Origin of the sequence: Lysinibacillus sphaericus (genome assembly GCF_006864135.1) — a bacterium.
GTDB lineage: Bacteria > Bacillota > Bacilli > Bacillales_A > Planococcaceae > Lysinibacillus.
Genome location: NZ_SADV01000010.1, coordinates 116813 through 136430, shown reverse-complemented (window position 1 = coordinate 136430; position 19618 = coordinate 116813). Strand labels below are relative to the sequence as shown.

Sequence of the window (19618 nt, the reverse complement as noted above, 5' to 3'; positions counted from 1 at the left end):
TGCGTTTCCGTCTGACTAAATGAATTAGGATAGCCTTGACTATCAAGTATAATGTGCAGTGACCCTTGGGGCATATATCATATATCATAAAAAGCTTATGTATTGTAATATGCATCTAGATAATCACTTTAATATGATATAGTATAATATGAGTAAAAATCAACCAATTGTGGAGAATTTATGAGAGAACAACTTTTTTTCAAAACTGACACTTTACCAGCAGAAATACCTATCCTATTTAATAACAAAAACTTATATTCTAACTTTACAAAAAAATATTTTTCAGACCTATATCTTACCGATGAAAAATACCAGAGTTTATTTTCTTTTATCACTGTTCCTTACCACTTTTACGTTCCGAAAGATGAATATAATAACCGAAAATTATCATTACTGCATCCTATTGCACAACTTCAAATGTTTAGTTATATTTTACGGTATGAACAACTAATTGTAGCTTTTTCAAATGAATCTAGATTTAGCGTTAGATCTCCTATAATTAGAAATCAACCTGTTTTCAAACCTAAAGATATTCACAAAACATGGAAACGTTTAGACGAAGAATTTAGTTTTAGCAAAGAAAATTCAGTAACATCTGAAGAAGACGAAAAATATTTCAACTCATATTTTTCATACAAATCATTTAAAAATATTCAAAACCTATACACTTCTCCTAAATTCAATAGAGTAAAATATAAATTTAATTATTTCATAAAATTGGATTTACAAAATTTCTTTCCAAGTATATACACACATTCTATAGCTTGGGCTATTTTAGGAGATAAATCACTTGCCAAGAAATTAAGAAATGAAAAGGATCTATTTGCAAATGCGACCGATATTATTTGTCAGAGAATAAATTTTAATGAAACTAATGGCATTGTTGTAGGTCCGGAATTTTCAAGAATAGTATCAGAACTTCTTTTAACTAGAATTGACTCCACGCTTTATAATAATTTACATGAATTGAATTATTTTTTTAACAAAGATTATGTTTTATATAGGTATATAGATGATTATTTTTTATTTGCGGAAAATAAAGAAATTGCAACTAAAATAGAAAATGTCATGAAATTAGAGTTGGATAATTTTAATTTAAAACTTAATGAATCCAAAAAAAATATTCAAGAAAAACCTTTCGACATGTTGGATCATTCTATAATAGAGTTAAAAAATGCTTTTTCTCTTTTCAATTTCAATTTACTTAGATTTGAAAATGCAGGATTAAAATCAAAAACATGGTTAGATAATATTTGGAAGGATTTATTTAATAATATTGAGCTAATAATAACAAAATATCCTCATTCTAAAGAAAAAACCATTAAATATTTCTTAAAAAAAGTTAGAAATAGTATTCCAATTAATTATGAAATTAATTTATTTAGTTTAACAAATATAGTAGAAATCATTTCACAGTTATATTCACTAGGTATAAATTCATATTCTACTGATTATCTGATAGCAATTTACACAAAGATAATTCAAACTTTAAAAAAAGACAAAGAAAATCACGAAGATTTTTTTAATTTCATCAATGAAAAAATTTATCAATATTGTTTTACACTGCTTAAGAATAATTTTGATAAAATCCATACTATGTATGATTTAATTATATTTATCAAATTTTTAGATAAAAAAATACCAAGTACTTTCTTGATTAAAATCCTTGAGGCAAATACAAAAAATTATTTTGTTCTTTGTTCAGTTGGGTATTATATTCTAAATGACAATCTGACAGGTATCAATACTCAATATTTAACGGTTATAAAAAAATTAAGAAAAATAATTATAACATTTAAAAATGAATACATAGGTAAAGGGGCAGATTCTTCTATTTTAGAAGCTGGGTATTTTTATATTATTAATGATTTTTCTTACTATCCTGGTTTTAGACCAAGTGACAGGAATAAGTTAAAAAAACAACTTAATCGTGAAATAAACCAATTAACTCTCACTATTAAAGGTAATATACAGCTCCAAAATGTTTACAAAGATATTTTCACCAAAATTACTAGTTCATCTTATTATGACTGGAATAAAGATATTACTAGTTTTTTAAGAGAAGCTGCTAAGAAGAGTATAAATATTCCGAGAAGCCAATTCCCTATTTATAGTTAGAGTCTATCTCCCCCAATAATTATTATTCATATCAACACTTTAAAAATTCAATATTAAGCAGCATATCTGATGATTGATATGCTGCTTAAATTTCATATATTATTTTGGTTTCTAAAAAATCTATTAGATTATGTCTATAAAATTAAGATTATATAAAATTCTTTACTCATTTCGATTTTCTAAATAATAGTTCAATTTTTCAACAACAATATTTTTAGCAACTCCATAATCTTTTGTACCATATTCACCTATCCGCTTCCTCAATACTTGATAAATCGCCTGATGAATATTTTTCGTTAACCAACCAATATTATCAATCTCATTGTCTAATTTAAAGCCATAACGAAAAGGCAACTCATTCCCCTTTTTGTCTAGTTTACTCTGAATAAAGAAATCTTCAATTTTAAGATTTAGCCATGTAATATACTCTTTTCTTAACCCTTGGGCCTTTAGATAGTCTTCACCTTCCGAATAATTACCTTGTATATTTTCATTAGCTTGTGCTTCTTTATTATGAATAAGTGTTTGTGCTTCTTCCTCGGAAATTAGCCCTTCTTGTTGTAACTTATTGATTCGTTCTGTTTCAGACTTTAGATTTTCAAGCACAGCATCATTAGCTCCTCTTTTAGCTGCTAAATATCGTTCAAATCCATCAGTCGAAAACGAGTCTTCTTCTCCAATTCCTTTAGAAGAATATTTAGAAACACTACCTAATTGTTGTGGCACAACTATTAAAATGTCTTCGTCGATATCTACATTTACCTTTTTAGAAGAAGGTCTTGCCTCTACGAACCCCAGTTCTTCTAACATATTAATTTGAATACTAAGGTTTTCTCGCTGTGACTTAATGACCTCTGAAAAGGACTTTTGCTGTTTGTAATACTCCCACAGCTTTTCAAGCCCAAGTTCCTTGTGATAAATGACATTACAAAAGTTATCTAATTCAGAATTAGCATTATAAATTTTTCTTAAGCCCCTCCCTATTGCTTGAGCATATGGCGTCAATGATTTAAATGGTCTAAAAATAGAAATAATGGAAATATCCGAATTATTATAACCCTCTCCTAGCATTTGAATACTAACCATCACGTCATATTTACCTTGTGCAAAATCTGTTAAACGAATATCGTTCTCTCTTTCATTATTAGAGTTAGTACTTACATAAGTCGCAGTTAAACCTGCGTCTTTAAACCATTGGCAAATTGATTGGGCATGTTCGTCATTACAAGTAATAGCTAACACGCGATGGTTAGGGTAGCTTTTTCTTTTATCTATTAATACTTGCTTTGTTTGTTGAATGATTTGTTTAGAACAAACTTCTGACAATGCTACGGATTTGTTTATCCAGTCATTATTTAATTTCTGCTTCGCTTCTTCTAACGTCAATTTTTGACCAGTTTCATTATGGACAAATTCTAATTCTCCTGGGATTTCAACTTCTTTTATTACATCTTTTAATAATCCATCTTTAATAGCTTCACCTAATGTATATTCATAAATTGGATCCAATGGATTGTTTGTAATCTCTTGTTTATCTGCTCTAAACGGGGTAGCAGTCAACTTAATTACTTTTGATGCTTTAAAATATGCCAATGCCTCTTGCCACATAGGCGCTGCAACATGATGTGCTTCATCAATGATAATCATATCGAAAAAATTCTCATCAACTAAATTCATTAAGTTAACTTCATCACTACTGCTGTTTATTCGATGGATATTAGTAATAACAATATCTGCTTCTTTTAGCTTTCGAATAGCAATACTTCTTTCCTGTTCACTACCCTTTTTAAAACCTTGATATAGTAAAGCTTTCGGAAGTCGATCTGACTTTAAAACAACGTTATGTTTATACAAAAATGAATTTTGAGGATTAAACACTGTATCAAATTCATCAAAAACCGTTCTTCTAACAACTTTTCCTGGAGTAATTAATAGTACTTTTCCTTTACAATTTGCAAAAGGTAGAATAGACATTAAACCAGTTTTACCAGATCCAGTAGGCATAACAACTAACACTTCTCTTTTTTCAAATTCCGGAAATTGTTCGTAATAATTTTGAACGGCCTGATATGCATCAATTTGAGCTTGATATAGTTTACTATTTTCTATAATGTTTGCGTAAGTAGAATTAAAAATTACCATAATATACCTCCTTATTAATTCTATAATACCATATTTATACCTTTAGATATTATAATGTTTTAAAATTCCCAACTTTCCGCTTTACAATAACGAACAAACGTTTTATATAATCTTAGATTAATAAATAGCAATGAAAAACCCCAGCTCATGAAGTGACTCACACTGTCACTTTATTAGAGTTGGGGGTTTTTTGCCTTGAGTAAATTCATATTAATAAAACGTTAAACAATCAATAAAATGACTGCTTAACGTCCAATTATTAAAAATAGATTTTAGTAACAGTAGCTTTTCCTCGAATTACAACTTCCTTTGCTTTCGCTTGACGAACAGTTTCTTCTAACCCTTCAATGTCAGTCGAAGTAGCATCGCCAGCGAGTTGCAAATCAAAGCCAACGAAATTTGAAGAGTAGCCCTTAGCCTTCACTAACTCTTTTAATTCAGTTAAAAAATCGAGATTAATAGCATCGTGTGCAGAGTTACGTTCTTTCGTGCTATCTTCTTGCGCCTCAACAATTGTACCTAACTGAATTGTAATTTGACCTTTGTACCATTTATGCATTTTATAAGACCTCTTTCATTTTAGAATCAAGTTTTAATCCATCCAGAAAGCCAACTAGATAAATTTGCTGCAGAATATTATGCTGATACTCAAACACTAAATCATGAATTTTTTCTGTAAATTCATCCTTTGCCTCTTTATTCAAGGATAAATTAGATTGATTTAGAAATTTATCGATACTCTGCGATAAACCTTCTTTTTTTACGTTTGAACTGATTTCATACAATACTCCATCAACGCGTTGATTCAAAAATTGTTGCATTGTTGCATTGCTGCATTAAAATTATCGATAATAGCCATCTCCTTTTATGCAGTTTTTTAGAATTCTCAATAATAGTATAAAACATTAAATATTGATTGTAAAACGGAATAATTGTACGCTTAAATTGACTAATTAACTGGAGTTGATAGGACGATGAATGCTGTCTCAATCGGACGTACAATAAGAAGTTTACGAAAACAAAACAATATGAGTATGCAAGAATTAGGCGATAAGGTCGCACTATCTCAGGCCTCAATCTCGAGACTAGAAAGCGGTGTCACTGATATAAACTTTGCACAACTATCAAATGTATGTGAAGTATTTGAACTTACACTTACTGAATTTTTTGCTATGGTCGAAAAGCAAATGGACTTAAAATTAAATGTCTCTCCTGTAGAAGTTAAAACAATCGACGACAAATTAATTGATATCATCCAACAGTTATCAGATGATCAAAAAAAGGGGCTGTATGTTTTATTACAACCATATGTTAAATGAAAAAATCGCTACTTAGAATCTAAGTGGCGATTTTTACTTTTTAAAGATAATACCTGAAAGTGTTTTTAGTTTCAAAACACTAAATTTACTACTAAAAAATTAATGAAGCTTAGAAAAAATTTCATACTGATCCAATGTCTTTTTTGCTTCCCTTGTTAGGGGATTTACTTGCTGAATTTCTCAATCACTAAAGACTATTCTTTTTGAATAGAAATAGTCGTTCTGACATCTCTTCCTGTTAATCCAACTTCATTATTTTTTTAATGTTGTTGAATTTTGTCTATTTTATTTTACACCTTATTATAACAACTGCCAGTTTTACTATTTCACTCACTACTGCTCCTGCTATAAGCTATAAAATCTTTCAATAATTCTGTTTCTCTAACAAGAAATCTTTATTTACTAGAACTAAAACCAAATGTTTACCTTTAGGAGAGATTCTGAATAGTTACCAATAGTAGTTACCATTACTGGATTTTTTTATAGTAACCAATAGTTTTAATTGATAATATTAAACATATTGCTACTTGACTAAACTGGTCAACTCCCCTTTACAGAAGGGATTCTGAATAGTCACCAATAATGGTTATTATACATAGTTACTATTATTAGTTATCATATTGGCAAATAAGTACTTTCAATAGTATCTATTCGATATCATTTAGTATTTAAAATGAAGCGGTTTCTCAAATAACTAAGGCTATAGCGATTTTTAATAGTGTCAAAAATTAATTATCCATTCTCATCATAAATTGAATAACTCAAATCTATGTAATCATCTACAGTTGTTCCTTCTTCATGCCCATCCAAACTTCTGATACTCTTTGCCTCCATCCACAATAATCGAGCCACATTTATAGTATCTAAAATCATAATTATGCTTAGATTCAATTATGTCATTACATTTTTTGCAACGTACTTTATCGCAAATGATTTTTTTCTTTAATTAAGCCTCCATATTATAATTTTTTTTATAAATTTCTAATTTCTTTAATCTATTCAACCATCGTTTCATACACTTAAGGGGGTATAGCTAAGTATACCCCCTTAAGTGTATGAACGACTTCATAACCACAAACCTATATAAGGCCTTGATACGTCTACGTTTCATACGTGCAATTACATGGCTTCCGAGCAGACAAATATCTCTGGAAAACCCCTATAATGATCAAAAAAATATATAAGTCACATCACATTTTTGGGGACTATTTTGTAATATTTATAGCTTTAATCAGCGTCTTTTAGTGACTTAAATACCTAAGAATTAAAGGTATTCTTTTTTTCTCAAAGGCACTTACAATTTAGGCATTTATTATTTTATTTATTTTCACACTCTTCTTTAACTAAAGAGTGTTTTAACAATCCGTTGAATCTCGAAATAGACAATGAAATTCCTCTGTAACTGATTTTCCCTATGAATGTAAGCTTTCCGTATTGTGCATTATCAACTTTTGCAAACTCAACACAATAATATAAACCACCTTTTTAGCAAATGCTATCAACTTTTATTCCAAATCTCGTATAAAGTGACTGTTCATCCACTAACACATCTTGCAACATTTCTTGTTGATGCTATTTTGATAAAAACGAAGTATAGTACGGATTAATGGCATGTTTGGCTAATAGTGGTTCTGCAGAATACAACGGTCCTAGCAGCACTGAAAAAAAGAAAAGTAGCTACTAATCTCTACACTCCGGATTACCGAATGACTAAACTACCAAACAACTCCTCCAACTTATCTATAACTCAATGTTTACAATAGAACGATCTCTTTTTAAATTCAAGAACCGGAATAAATTAGATTCAAAGTACTACGCATCCCCTAGAAAAGGTATTCATACAGTTGTTTAGAACCATTTTACCGATTCCACCCCGTTTCCTTCTTGAATAAGGACTTAATAACTATTATCATTTCATTATTATTAATTACTTTAGAAAAAGAGGTCTATATAATGAATGATGACATCTTCTTAATATTATTGTCAACGGATTTTAAAGACATAAAGTCCATTACTCATCTAGCTCATAAGTTACCTTTTAAAGGCGAGTATATAAGTATGGAAGATTTTTTTCCTTTGCTTTATAAACTACTTCCTCAAGAAGATCTGAAAAGTATCACAGATAAACTTACAGTTGAAAACTTTATTTTTGTGTCTTTTAATAACGCTGGATTCCTAAATAATCTAACTAATGAAATTAAAATGTTATTAAATGACTTAAAAAAGAAAAGTACATCTGGAAATGCTATAAACCGAATTTATAGCTTGATTAACTCAGAGATTTCTGTTGTTAATCCTGAACTACAAATTGTACCAACACCTACAGATGCTTCACCTATACTTACTTTTAAATTTAATACCGTACGAGAATATCTCTTTTTTATTACCGCTAAATACATCCACATGAAAAAAGAATATTACATTTGCAGCTTCTGTAAAGAGCCTATTTTTAATGTTACACCAAAACAAAAAAGTAATTTAAGCAATCATAGAACCATTCTCCATCCTCACTGCCGAGATGAATATAAAAAACAAAAAGATCGTGAAAGAAAAAGAAAAGCATCAGAAAAACAAAAACTAATTTTGAACATATAGGAGTCTATAACTATGCTAACTAAAAAACTCATTCGTGCTGATATAAATAGAGTCATTCTTGATCCCAAAAACCCTAAAAAGGACCCTAATTTCAAATCAAAAGAAATGAAACAAATTCTTAAGACTAAAGGGTTTGAAGAAGCTATCTTTGCTTATAAATCTGGTCCTTTTTATTGCATACTCAGTGGTCACAGAAGATGGCAAGCGAGTCAGTCTCCTGAGATGAATATTAATAAACAGAAAGATCGTGAAAGAAAAAGAAAAGCATCAAAAAACAAAAACTAATTTTGAACATATAGGAGTCTATAACTATGCTAACTAACAAACTCATTTGGGCTGATATAAATAGAGTCATTCCTAATCCCAAAAACCCTAGAAAGGACCCTAATTTCAAATCAAAAGAAATGAAACATATTCTTAAGACTAAAGGGTTTGAAGAAGCTATCGTTGCTTATAAATCTGGTCCTTTTTACTGCATACTCAGTGGTCACAGAAGATGGCAAGCGAGTCAGTCTCTTGGATTGAAAGAAATCCCTATTTATTTAGTTCCAGAACCTAAAAACGCTTTGGAAGAATTAGAAAGATTAGGATCAATTCAAGGTAATCAAACTGATTGGAGTCCATATGAATGGATTACGCACACTATAAATTTATTTGAAAATGATTTAAATTCTAAAATCGAAGATATTGCAATTAAATTAAGTGAGTCTATTCCCACAATAAAAAAACGCATTGCTGTGGGTAAGTTTTACGAGAGAAATGAAATTGAAGTTCAGTTAAACAATAATACCTACTCTGTAAATATGTTAGATACCATTCGCCTATGGTGTATGAGAGTAAAAAAATTCCATCCCGACTTGTACCATGATTTAGGCGAAAAATATATTAAAGAGATAATGCTTAGAAAATTTGAAAACAAGTGTCTACACAGTGAAATTTTAAAGGGCAATTATATAGAAAAAGCTACCCAAAATGAGTTAATGACTTTTCTTTTTGACCCAAACAAGAAAATATCTTCTTTTATACAAGAAGTAAATTTATTAAATAATACAACTAAAAATTATGATGTCAAAACAAATGTATCTATCATAAAAAAGGCAACAAAAAACATTACTGGTATTAAATACAACAGGAAAAATGAAGCATCAAAATTACTAGAAGAAATCAGGAACTTAGAGAACCATGTTGAAACCTTATTAAAAAAATTAAATTCTAATTAATAACAGTTAGGAGTAATCAAATGACACGTTTACATTTAAAATATATCCCTATAGAACAAATAAAACCTAACCCTTTAAACCCCCGCAAAGACTATAAAATTGACTCTGAAAAATTACAACGTATTCTTGAAAATCGCGGATGGGAAACTGCTATCACTTGCTATCCGAAAGATGGAAAATATATTATTTTATCTGGTCATCGTAGACATTATGCAGCTAACCAAATTGGAATGAAGCAAATACCAGTATATGTTGTTGCTCCTCCCGAGAGTATTGAAGAAGAATTAGATAGACTTTCTTCAGCTCAAAGAGGTAAGGAGGATTGGACTACCTATGAATGGGGTAAATATATTTTTGACCTTTCTAATAATAGTACAGAGAATTGGACTATGAAAGAGCTTGCATATAAAACGGACAAAGGAGTGAAAGTTGTACGAGAAGCTTTAAAAGTTTTTAATTATTATCCTCATATGGATATTGAAGAAAAACTTCAGAAAAAGAATCTTTCCATTACTATATTAGCAAGAATAGTAGATTTTATTGGGCAACTAAAACAACATCACCCTGATATTGTAGAGGAACTTTCTGAACAAATGATTCGTGATAGTCTAGTTAATAAAGCTGAACATAAAAGAATTACTTCCAATCATCTGAGATCAGACAAATTGTTAGAAAATGCTCCTAAATCCGTTCTAAAAACATTTTTTAGAACACCTAAAATGAATTATATGGAAGTATATTCTTTGATTGAAGAAGATGAAATTATCATCGATTCAAAAATTAAAAGAGAGATTAAAACATTACAAAAAAGAACTACCGAAATTTCTCAAATGGATACTAATAATACGGAAGACTCCATTAAATTGTATAAAGAGCTAGAATCACTAGACATTTTTATTAAGTTGAAAAAAGAAGAACTTGAAGAATACTTAAATAAATAACTATATTTGTACATATGCCAAATCTTTTAAGGCATATGTACTTTTCAATAATATTAGTCAACCCTTTAAAATATCCTTCCTGCTTAAGAAAATCTAAATATGTTTCGTAACACTTACTAAATGAAGCCACCCTATCATCCTGTACTAACCTTAAATCTCAACCTTTGTAAACTCCATTCCCTTCACCTTTAGCTGATTAAATAAATTCGCTAATGCCGTCTCGCCGACATTGCGGTACTTGCCTAATAGCACTAGCTCTTTCGGGAAATCCTTAACATGTAAGAAGCCTTGCTCTTGTAACGAGTTAAGCAAGCTTGTTTGGCCAGGAAAGTTATCCTATTTGTAAAACAAAAAACTTCCCCCGATATTGCTCTGTTAATCTTTGCGTTGATTTTTCCTCAAGGAATAATCGTAGTTCTTCAAAGATGTAGTCATCATTTGCTTCTTTAAAGCGTTTGACATATTGGAAAAGTATATCCAACAACTGACTCTTCATTTTGCTCACTAAAAATCAAACTAAAGAAGAAAAAGTTAGCAGATGTGATTAACTCGAAAATATTAGATCGTCATGTATTTAAAATATCACCTCTTTAAAAGGCAATATTAAATCATGCCGCCAGTGAGTTGAAAGTGTGTAACATTGTTAACGCGATGTTTAAAAAGTGGGGTAAATCAACATTTTGGACGTTAATGGTTGTGACTTCTTTAACGGGTATTTACCGCTTTTTATAGGATTACGTTAGCAAAGTGTTAGCATTTCTTCAAACACTACTCTTGTGGTGGGTGCTGATGGTAGATAATTAATTGTAGCTGTAGTTGTTGTTCATCATAAATTACAAACTTTTATATACCTAAATCGGTAGGAGTAAAATTCTATTTTATATGAATGCTTATATATCCACGTTTTCAGGTCATTTTCAGTGTCTAATTTGGAGCCTGACCCAAAGTTTAACCCAAAATGAAAATGATTAAAATTTTTCTTTCGGAGACAGTTACTTATTTGTATGCCTAAATAATTGTTCAAGTTTGCTTCTCATTCTATTATATAATACATCTGGAATAATGTTATTAGGTATCCTTCCATGAATATAAATAGAATCTTGAATAGAACGTAATTCTTGTTTAGTAACCTTAGTTTGCTTATCTAACAAATCATCAATAGACGATGTAATTCTTTTTAACTCTTTAACTTGTTGAAGAAAGTCAAACCATCCCTTAAAAAGGTAAATAAACAATGAAACAGTTGGGAAGAACAACATTATTAAAAAATCATATAATTCAAAGCCGGTATAACATCCAATGATCACCAAAGAAGTGAAAATTAGAATACCTGATAAAAAGAGAAACATACTAAATTTCTCTTTTTGTTTTATGGACCATGCCGTATTCATTCTTTGTGCTTTTAATGTGTATTCAGATTCATTATCAGTAGCTATCCCTGTATACCAATCTTTCAATTTATATTCCTCTGTTTTTTCTTTTTCAGCTAGCAAAACAATATCTTCTTTACTAATTTTTCCACCTATTAAGTGTGAATTCCACTTTAAATTAAACACATTCGTATCAAAAGATTCTTGTATGGTTGCCCCCATTTTAGTAAAAGCCTTTTCATAGTATTCTATAATAAATGTTGCAATCAAAATCAGAGAACTAACTACTATTACGGCGTTAGCAATTTCATTTTCAAAAGTAAAATATAAAATAACAGCTATTATCGGCCAAGCTATACTCAGTAACATTCTCCACATATAAAAGTTTTTAGCTTGTTTGTATGCCTGTCTTTGTCCCCGTAAATAAATAATGTTTTCCGGAGTATTTTGTCTTTCTTTAATAGGAAACAATTCATTCATAATCATCACCAAAAACCACACGCCACTTTTTATCAGCATTTTCATAATTTACAGCCATTTCAAACTCCAATGCTTTATCAACTGCAGATTCACAAGCAACAGCCTTATTTTGTATTAATTTTTTCTTAGTGTACTCTAATTCATTCAAATTTCCTTGTAATCCTTTAGGGTCTAATACAGGTTCAAAAATAGCATCTTTTAAATAGCCAAAAAAAGAACTTAATTGTTTCTTTCTATTAGAACAAATGTAGTAACTTTCAACGTAATTCAAAACTATGTTTTCTATCAAATACGACGAAATATTAATCTTTTGTATTTTATTCCAATACTTTATAATTCGAATAAATTCAATAACATTAAAATCTGTAGATTGGTTTGTCTCGGTTACTCTTGATTGATCGATTCGAGGGTCTGTTTTCTTCCAATGACCATTTCCATTTGGAATCAAATAATAGGACCTTCCGTCTGCTTCTTCTGTTGTCTTCAATGCTGGTATAATATCGAAGGTCCAATCATAACTAGTTAAGCTTAAGATTACCGCTTCTTGGCTTGATCGAATATCCGCTTTTTTATATTGAGAAACTTTAGATATATTATCTCTAATTTTATTTGCTACTTTTCTTGAATTTAAATAACCATCTTCATCTCGCAACTTGTATAAATTAGTTGCTTCTTCTGGAACAGTTAATTTTACCTCATCACCAAAATCCTGATATGTTGTTCCATCTGCTGCAAAGACCAACATGAAATCAATATCATCTAATGGCCGAATCTTTGTTTTCCTCGAAAACGAACCATAATTATAAATATGTTTGCTTGGATATAATCGCGGGAAATTCACCGCTTTACTAGGTAATTCTTCTAATTGCTTATATAAAAAATCTCTACTAATTCGAGCTTTCTTAGTAACGTCTGAATCTAAATCGATATGCTTTTTTATAAATTCATTCATATTAACTTTTGTATAAGTAGCCACTAAATCAGTCCTCTTTCTACATTAATTTTTAAATCACTGCCTACACTACTAATTAACTCTAACAATTAAATTTATTTCATTCTTATTGAAAATAACCAATAACCGCGATTTCGTTTAGTGAATTTTAATATTAGTAAATCGTTTCTCCAAAGACGATTGTAGGCAGAGGGAAATTTCCATTTCCATCTTATCTTTTATTTAGAGTTTTGATCCACATCATTTTTGATTTTCCAGTCCCATAAAATCCTTCTACCAAGAAGTTTCTATAAATAGGTTTTAATTACATTTCCCAACTGAAATAAAGAGAGTACTTAATCACATAAATACTCTCTAATTATTTAGACTACGAAATATCCACCGCATTACGATTTATCCGATCAATAACATCCAAAATCCCTCGCGCTTTTGGTAACTCGTCTTTGAACACAACCATTATCCCCCCTACTGAACTAAACGGGTCTTGCTGCAATGCTTGGCGTTCAAGTGTACCGTTTCTTACGATGTAATCAATAATTGTCTCGACGAATTGCGATTGCTGGAGATTAAGGTTTTGCTCTGAAATAAATGCTGAAAATGCTTCAACGGCAGCTTGGCGGTCTAGCCCTACTACTTTACGCACAAGCTTTGTAACTGGTGTGTCGCCATAGTCCTTTTCGTACTGCTCTTTTGAACCAAGCTCTGTCCACAAGATTTGTTCTAAATAGGAGACATCCTGCTTCGTTAATGGCTTATTGTTACGCAGCTTGTAAATTGCCAACGTATCTTCGTGCTGATGCTCTTTTAAATAATGCTCGACCTTTTTGCGATAGCTTTTGAGGTCATTGACATTTAAAATAGAAGCATTTTCGGCAACAGTCATTACTTCATCTTGGAAATTCGTATAGTATATTTTCTGATTTGAACGTTCGATATAACGAATTAAATCACGCATCGCTAAACGTACCTTTTCTAAATCTGCTAACGAAGCTGTTTCCCAGAACTCAGTTGTTCGCACTTGATCGATGACATCTTTTTGTGCTAATACTTGCGGAATTGTCCCTAGCTTCGAAAGAGCCTCAGCTGTATCTACAACACGGCGAATTGGTTTCGTTGCGTTATTTGATTGCAAACTTGCTATTTCAATCGTCAGCATTAGAAGGTCAAAGCGTTTGGCTAATTCATCATCCTCAATTGGTATAATTAACGGAGATATATTTTCTTTTACTTCATTTGTTTGAACGACTGATAACGCTTGCCAGCTTTCCTCATTTTGATATTTATGGACATATTGTAAATACTGTCGCACACGGAAGTTTTCATCATTTAAGGCGCGGACATCCGATAAAATCTCTTTCAATAACTGCTCACGGTATGAAATAAACGTTCCTTCTTGATATTGAAGCGATTGCAATTCACGGACAATATCAACTTTCGAATTAAATAGCTTTTCCGTTAACGTTTCGGTAATTTTTGTTTGTTCCCCTTTTTCATTTTCACGGAAGTACTCAAAGTTTCTTAAATAGTCAAAAATCAAAAAGTACTCCTTGTCCATCCCAGGACCAAATAAATCTTTACGTAGACGTGTACCTCGACCAATCATTTGCCAGAATTTTGTTTTCGAGCGTATCTTTTTGAAGAATACTAAATTCAATACATCTGGTACATCGATTCCTGTATCTAGCATATCCACTGAAATAGCAATTTGTGGCATTTTATCAGTATCAGAAAAATCATCAATTAACGATTGGTAATATTCCACACTATAATCGATTACTTCTGCAAAATCTCCCCCGTATTCAGGGAATTTCAAATCAAAACGTTCTTTAATAGCCATTGCGTGTTTATGGTTTTTCGCAAAAAGTATCGTCTTCCCTAATTTATCACCGCCTGCAACCTTCAAGCCGTGTTCCATTAAGTCATTCAATACTTGATCAATTGTATTTGAGTTAAATACAAAGTTGTTAATGGCGGAACTATCAATATCTTTTACTTGCGTTTCGTCTTCGAAAATTTCATCAAACTCATCTTTTTCATCTTCTGATAAATCCTCATAGCGAATACCATCATCTAAAATTTTCATCGTCGTTTCACGCGTTCGATAATCGACTAAATACTCATCCTCCACCGCTTTTGATAATTCATAAGCAAAGGTTGGGACACCATTTTCCAAATCGAAAATCGTATACGTATTTTTGTCTAGCTCATCTTTTGGTGTTGCGGTTAAGCCGACAAGCATCCCATCAAAATAATCAAAAATACTTTTATACTTTTGATAAATCGAACGATGTGATTCGTCAATAATAATCAAATCAAAATGACCGACTGTAAATAAGCGATTGCCATCTTTACGCTTCACTTCATCAATGGCATTCATCATCGTTGCATATGTAGAAAATACCATACGAGCGGCTTCAGGATCTGATTTTTTCTCTAACATATTGCTTAACGACAAGTTCGGCAGCAATGTATTAAAGTTACGAAACGCTTGTTTTACTAATGAGGTACGATCTGCAAGGAAAAGCACATTTTTAATCCAATGATTGTTCGTTAACACATCAACTAACGAAATAGCCGTTCGTGTTTTACCACTACCCGTTGCCATGACAAGTAGGCCTTTACGTTGGTTATTGCTAATCGTATCGCAAATCGCTAAAATCGCCTCTTTTTGATAGTAGCGGTTTGTAATGTCGTCGTTAATGTTGATATTTGTTAACGGCTGTTTTAAATGACTACGGTCGATTAATAATTGCAGCTCATCTTGTGTATAAAAACCGGACACTTTTCGAGCAGCGTAATGATCATGCCAAATAAATGTTTCGAAACCATTTGTATAGAAAATAATTGGTCGTAATCCTTGCACTTGCTGTACACAATCCGCATACAACTTCGCTTGATTTCGTCCCTCTTTCGGATCACGAGATGTACGTTTCGCTTCGACAACGGCTAAAATTTTGCCATTTTTACCGCGCAGTACATAATCGACAAAGCCTTCACCCTTTACGTTTGGCATACCCGCTACAGGATACTCTAGCTCAACATTTTTACCGATTTCCCAGCCTGCTAATTTTAAATCTAGGTCGATATAGCGTTTACGTGTTTCGAATTCCGATATCGTATCCACATCAAAATTATAATCTTCCTGTGCTTCTACTCGGTTTGCTGTTAACAACTCACGAAGTTCTTCATTTTGCTTACGTAATTCTTCAAGTGATTGGTCTTTCGCACTTAACTTTTCATATAAATTACTTAATTCCTCAGGACGCTCTCGTTTGTAATCTGCATCGTATAATAACGCTTCATCAAAATCAGTAGCCGTATATTCCTCTGCGTAGCAATAATCAATCCACGAAACAAATTGATGTAAATTATGAAGAGTTAGTACAGCTTCATCACGTGTAATCGCAACATTCGTATGTACAGCTGCATTTCCAAGCTTCACAACATATTTCATCATCGGTAATAACTCTTCATCTATAATCCCTAAAAAGTGACGATCATGAATCAAACTTGAAAGATTATCTTGATAGGGTACTTTCACATCATTATCAAACTGATACACCCATTTCACCGAAAGCTCTAGCGCACGGCGCGACAAAATCGCAACCGTGGCAGGGCTTACTTGCATTGCCTTCTCCGCTTCAAAGCAAGCATTAGAAAAGCTTTTAAATGATTGTTTATCCTTTAAAAAATCGAAGTTCAACATTTACTCATCTCCTTTGTAAGATTGGGCTATTGTTTTTGGAATAGCTCGCCTTTGAAGGCTTTTTGGAGTAGGGAGTTGTATAGTTCGTCCGTTTCCACTAAAGATTTTTTCAACATTTTCCTCTGTTTTTGAATAAGATCAATTTTTAAAGCAAAATCCAACTGCATTTCAATTGGTGGTAATATTATAGGAACTTTTCTTAAATCCGACATGTTTAACTGAATTAACGTAATCCCTTTGGATAGTTCCTTCAAATATCTTTGCATATTTATGTTTTTAAATAAATACATAGCATAACGACGATCAATAATTTTTCCGTTGAATTTAATTGGTGTTATACCCCTGGTAACATTTATACCTTCCATTTCAGAAGTTGCTAAAATAACACTCCCAATATTAGCTCGTACAGTAATTAATAATTCATTACCTTTTAAAATTGTTCTAGAATATGCATTTGATATTTCTACGCTAGTTTTCTTTAATTTCCCTACATCTATTTCATCATTGAAATCCACTGGTCTAATTACTGGTATACCCCCATCAATTTCTTGACCAGTTTGAACTATACCATATGAAATAGAACTGTCTTTTTCAACAACCTCTTCTAATTTTTGAACTTTCCACTCTAATGAATTTTGAATTGGGTTTCCAAACATCTCTAAAAACAAACTTTGTGTTAATTCGTCTAATGCTGTGATTTGGGATTGGCGTTTTTCTATTAATGCATATGCTTGATCCAGAGTTAAAACTATTTTTTTCTGAATTTCTAATGAAGGTATTATTACATCAATTTGATTAAGGTATTGTTCTAACTTCAGATTAATAATACCCGTAGTCTTATTTTGGAATTTTAAAACTTTTCTTGTTCGATGCAAATTAAACAGTACATACAATAAAAACTTCGGAACTACTAGCTCTTTTTTTGGCCTTAAAACACTTGTGAAATTATTACAAAGATATAACTCATCCTCTTCAAAATACACTACTCGTCCTACTGGCTGATCAGGGCTACCTCCAGATTTTTCTATTATGATATCACCCAATTGTAGCTTCTTTTTTGCTACTTTAGCTTTATCGATATTTCGAAAAACAACTTCCTTATCTAAATCTAATTTCCCTGTGTTAGAAAAATTAGTTGTTCTAATAACTTTAATCCCATTAGTTTCATCTTCAACATCTTGTCCCCACTCACCACTAATTACATCATCAATTAATTCAATTAATTTATAAGTTGGCATTTAATAATCCCTCCAACTCTTTAATCCCTGCCTGAATTTCCTTTTCTATTTCATTTATACTAATTAAAATTTCTTTGGGACTTGAATACTCTACTTCCTCATACTCAACCTCTTTATACTTATTAATCGACAAGTCATACCCCTGCTCACGAATTTCATCTACTGGTACAAAGAATGATTGGTCTGTCCGTTTGCGTTCTGCTTCATTTTGTAAGTTCCCGAAACGTTCAATAATATCCTCTATATCATTCGCTTCAATCTCTGTGCGTTTATCATCTAATGAGTACCCGTCAGCTTTCATATCATAGAACCATACATTATCTGTTCCGCCTGTACCTGTTTTCGTGAAAATCATAATACCTGTAGAAACTCCTGCATATGGTTTGAATACACCACTAGGCATAGAAATAATCGCTTCTAATTTGTTGTTATCAATAATTTCTTTACGAATCGCTTTATGGGCATTTGAGCTACCGAATAATACGCCATCTGGTACTATAACTGCCGCGCGTCCACCAGCTTTTAACGTACGTAAAATAAGTGATAGGAACAGTAGCTCTGTCTTCTTCGTTTTCGCTACTTTTAGTAAATCATTTGAAACTGCTTCATAGTCTAGTGAGCCTTTGAACGGTGGATTCGCTAATACTAATGTATATTTATCTGCTTCTTTATTTTCCTCAGATAATGAGTCACGGTAATCAATATTCGGTGCATCTACGCCGTGTAGCATCATATTCATCGCACCGATACGCAACATCGTCGTATCCATATCGTTTCCGAAAAACATATCATTATGGAAATGCTCATTTAGCCCTTGTACTAAAAATAAATCGTTATGATTTTTACGTAAATACACACTCGCTGATACGAGGAATCCTGCTGAACCCATTGCTGGATCGATAATTATATCCTCTGGTGATGGCTTCATTAACTCTACAATCATATTAATAATGTGGCGCGGTGTTCGGAATTGACCATTTGTACCAGATGTTTGCAGCTTAGATAATAAATACTCGTAAATGTCCCCTTGTGTATCACGGTCTTCCATTGGAATACTATCAAGTGCTGTTACAACCTTTTGTAATGTTGCTGGCTTGTTAATTTGGAACATCGCATCTTTCATGTACTTTGAAAAAGCCGATTCCTCCTTACCACCTAATGATTTGATGAATGGGAATATTGTGTTCACCATTACTTCATACATTTCTTGTGCAGGTAAGTTTTTAAACTGTGTCCAGCGCATCATTGGCCAGTGTTGCTTTTGCATATCTGTAAAGTCTGCTGGCATTTCCGAGAAGATGCCTTTATAGTCAAGCCCTAAAAATGCTGCCTCATTTTCTTTTGTCAATTCACCTTCATCTAAACCTTTAATGAATAGTAAATATGTTAATTGTTCGATGTTTGTTAACGGGTTTGTATTTCCTTCCGTCCATAACGTTGTCCAAATATTATCAATTTTATTTTTAATTTCACCTGTAATCATTCAATTCTGCTCCTTTTTAGTAAAGGAAATCCAAGCCTCTACAATATTGTAGGG

Annotated in this window: 17 protein-coding genes; 6 read left to right on the top strand and 11 right to left on the bottom strand. The window is 31.7% G+C overall.

Features of this window, described 5'->3' with window-relative positions:
• The first annotated feature begins 180 nt into the window (after positions 1-180).
• Entirely contained in the window at positions 181-2118 is a 1938-nt protein-coding gene (locus C7Y47_RS13975; protein ID WP_142509329.1) for an RNA-directed DNA polymerase, read from the top strand.
• 162 nt (positions 2119-2280) lie between these two features.
• On the opposite strand, the gene C7Y47_RS13970 is transcribed toward C7Y47_RS13975, so the two are convergent.
• From C7Y47_RS13970 to C7Y47_RS13960, 3 genes are all read right to left on the bottom strand, one after another.
• Entirely contained in the window at positions 2281-4260 is a 1980-nt protein-coding gene (locus tag C7Y47_RS13970; protein WP_142509328.1) for a DEAD/DEAH box helicase, read from the bottom strand.
• Positions 4261-4519: 259 nt separating this feature from the next.
• On the bottom strand, positions 4520-4819 hold the full coding sequence (locus C7Y47_RS13965; RefSeq protein ID WP_142509327.1) for a hypothetical protein: 300 nt from the start codon (positions 4817-4819) through the stop codon (positions 4520-4522).
• 1 nt (position 4820) lies between these two features.
• Positions 4821-5081, bottom strand: a complete 261-nt coding sequence (locus C7Y47_RS13960; RefSeq protein ID WP_142509326.1) for a hypothetical protein — start codon at positions 5079-5081, stop codon at positions 4821-4823.
• A gap of 153 nt (positions 5082-5234) precedes the next feature.
• Between C7Y47_RS13960 and C7Y47_RS13955 the strand changes: the two genes are divergently transcribed.
• Entirely contained in the window at positions 5235-5579 is a 345-nt protein-coding gene (locus C7Y47_RS13955; protein WP_066037121.1) for a helix-turn-helix domain-containing protein, read from the top strand.
• 796 nt (positions 5580-6375) lie between these two features.
• On the opposite strand, the gene C7Y47_RS26260 is transcribed toward C7Y47_RS13955, so the two are convergent.
• On the bottom strand, positions 6376-6471 hold the full coding sequence (locus C7Y47_RS26260; protein ID WP_436970109.1) for a DUF7695 domain-containing protein: 96 nt from the start codon (positions 6469-6471) through the stop codon (positions 6376-6378).
• 1061 nt (positions 6472-7532) lie between these two features.
• Here C7Y47_RS26260 and C7Y47_RS13945 point away from each other — a divergent pair.
• Genes C7Y47_RS13945 through C7Y47_RS13930 form a run of 4 tightly spaced genes read left to right on the top strand, consistent with a single transcriptional unit; the run spans position 7533 to position 10335 of the window.
• The gene (locus C7Y47_RS13945; RefSeq protein ID WP_142509325.1) at positions 7533-8174 is read left to right on the top strand and encodes a hypothetical protein; all 642 of its coding nucleotides are present in this window, start codon (positions 7533-7535) and stop codon (positions 8172-8174) included.
• A gap of 12 nt (positions 8175-8186) precedes the next feature.
• Positions 8187-8459 carry a ParB N-terminal domain-containing protein gene (locus tag C7Y47_RS13940; RefSeq protein WP_142509324.1) on the top strand — a complete coding sequence of 91 codons (273 nt, stop codon included), beginning with the start codon at positions 8187-8189 and terminating at the stop codon, positions 8457-8459.
• 26 nt (positions 8460-8485) lie between these two features.
• Positions 8486-9394, top strand: a complete 909-nt coding sequence (locus tag C7Y47_RS13935) for a ParB/RepB/Spo0J family partition protein (protein ID WP_142509323.1) — start codon at positions 8486-8488, stop codon at positions 9392-9394.
• 20 nt (positions 9395-9414) lie between these two features.
• Positions 9415-10335 carry a ParB/RepB/Spo0J family partition protein gene (locus C7Y47_RS13930; RefSeq protein WP_142509322.1) on the top strand — a complete coding sequence of 307 codons (921 nt, stop codon included), beginning with the start codon at positions 9415-9417 and terminating at the stop codon, positions 10333-10335.
• Positions 10336-10485: 150 nt separating this feature from the next.
• On the opposite strand, the gene C7Y47_RS24955 is transcribed toward C7Y47_RS13930, so the two are convergent.
• From C7Y47_RS24955 to C7Y47_RS13905, 7 genes are all read right to left on the bottom strand, one after another.
• Complete coding sequence (locus tag C7Y47_RS24955; RefSeq protein WP_185903491.1) at positions 10486-10647, bottom strand: hypothetical protein; 162 nt, start codon at positions 10645-10647, stop codon at positions 10486-10488.
• A gap of 19 nt (positions 10648-10666) precedes the next feature.
• Entirely contained in the window at positions 10667-10816 is a 150-nt protein-coding gene (locus C7Y47_RS24950) for a hypothetical protein (RefSeq protein ID WP_185903490.1), read from the bottom strand.
• A 511-nt stretch (positions 10817-11327) separates the two neighbouring features.
• Complete coding sequence (locus tag C7Y47_RS13925; protein WP_142509321.1) at positions 11328-12191, bottom strand: S-4TM family putative pore-forming effector; 864 nt, start codon at positions 12189-12191, stop codon at positions 11328-11330.
• A complete protein-coding gene (locus C7Y47_RS13920) occupies positions 12178-13161 on the bottom strand; it encodes a nucleotidyltransferase (protein ID WP_255505176.1) in 984 nt (327 codons plus the stop codon). The genes C7Y47_RS13925 and C7Y47_RS13920 overlap by 14 nt, the downstream gene beginning before the upstream one ends.
• A 343-nt stretch (positions 13162-13504) precedes the next feature.
• Positions 13505-16843 (bottom strand): DEAD/DEAH box helicase family protein, encoded by a 3339-nt coding sequence (locus tag C7Y47_RS13915; protein ID WP_142509320.1) that lies wholly within the window; start codon positions 16841-16843, stop codon positions 13505-13507.
• Between the two features lie 26 nt (positions 16844-16869).
• Positions 16870-18081, bottom strand: coding sequence for a restriction endonuclease subunit S (locus C7Y47_RS13910; protein ID WP_142509319.1), 1212 nt, complete (start codon positions 18079-18081; stop codon positions 16870-16872).
• On the bottom strand, positions 18068-19564 hold the full coding sequence (locus C7Y47_RS13905) for a type I restriction-modification system subunit M (protein WP_142509318.1): 1497 nt from the start codon (positions 19562-19564) through the stop codon (positions 18068-18070). Before C7Y47_RS13905 ends, C7Y47_RS13910 begins: the two co-directional genes overlap by 14 nt.
• Positions 19565-19618 lie beyond the last annotated feature (54 nt).

Coding starts and splice junctions, on each gene's coding strand:
- C7Y47_RS13975 (WP_142509329.1), top strand. CDS start 181: ATGAGAGAACAACTTTTTTTCAAAACTGACACTTTACCAGCAGAAATA.
- C7Y47_RS13970 (WP_142509328.1), bottom strand. CDS start 4,260: ATGGTAATTTTTAATTCTACTTACGCAAACATTATAGAAAATAGTAAA.
- C7Y47_RS13965 (WP_142509327.1), bottom strand. CDS start 4,819: ATGCATAAATGGTACAAAGGTCAAATTACAATTCAGTTAGGTACAATT.
- C7Y47_RS13960 (WP_142509326.1), bottom strand. CDS start 5,081: ATGCAACAATTTTTGAATCAACGCGTTGATGGAGTATTGTATGAAATC.
- C7Y47_RS13955 (WP_066037121.1), top strand. CDS start 5,235: ATGAATGCTGTCTCAATCGGACGTACAATAAGAAGTTTACGAAAACAA.
- C7Y47_RS13945 (WP_142509325.1), top strand. CDS start 7,533: ATGAATGATGACATCTTCTTAATATTATTGTCAACGGATTTTAAAGAC.
- C7Y47_RS13940 (WP_142509324.1), top strand. CDS start 8,187: ATGCTAACTAAAAAACTCATTCGTGCTGATATAAATAGAGTCATTCTT.
- C7Y47_RS13935 (WP_142509323.1), top strand. CDS start 8,486: ATGCTAACTAACAAACTCATTTGGGCTGATATAAATAGAGTCATTCCT.
- C7Y47_RS13930 (WP_142509322.1), top strand. CDS start 9,415: ATGACACGTTTACATTTAAAATATATCCCTATAGAACAAATAAAACCT.
- C7Y47_RS13925 (WP_142509321.1), bottom strand. CDS start 12,191: ATGATTATGAATGAATTGTTTCCTATTAAAGAAAGACAAAATACTCCG.
- C7Y47_RS13915 (WP_142509320.1), bottom strand. CDS start 16,843: ATGTTGAACTTCGATTTTTTAAAGGATAAACAATCATTTAAAAGCTTT.
- C7Y47_RS13910 (WP_142509319.1), bottom strand. CDS start 18,081: ATGCCAACTTATAAATTAATTGAATTAATTGATGATGTAATTAGTGGT.
- C7Y47_RS13905 (WP_142509318.1), bottom strand. CDS start 19,564: ATGATTACAGGTGAAATTAAAAATAAAATTGATAATATTTGGACAACG.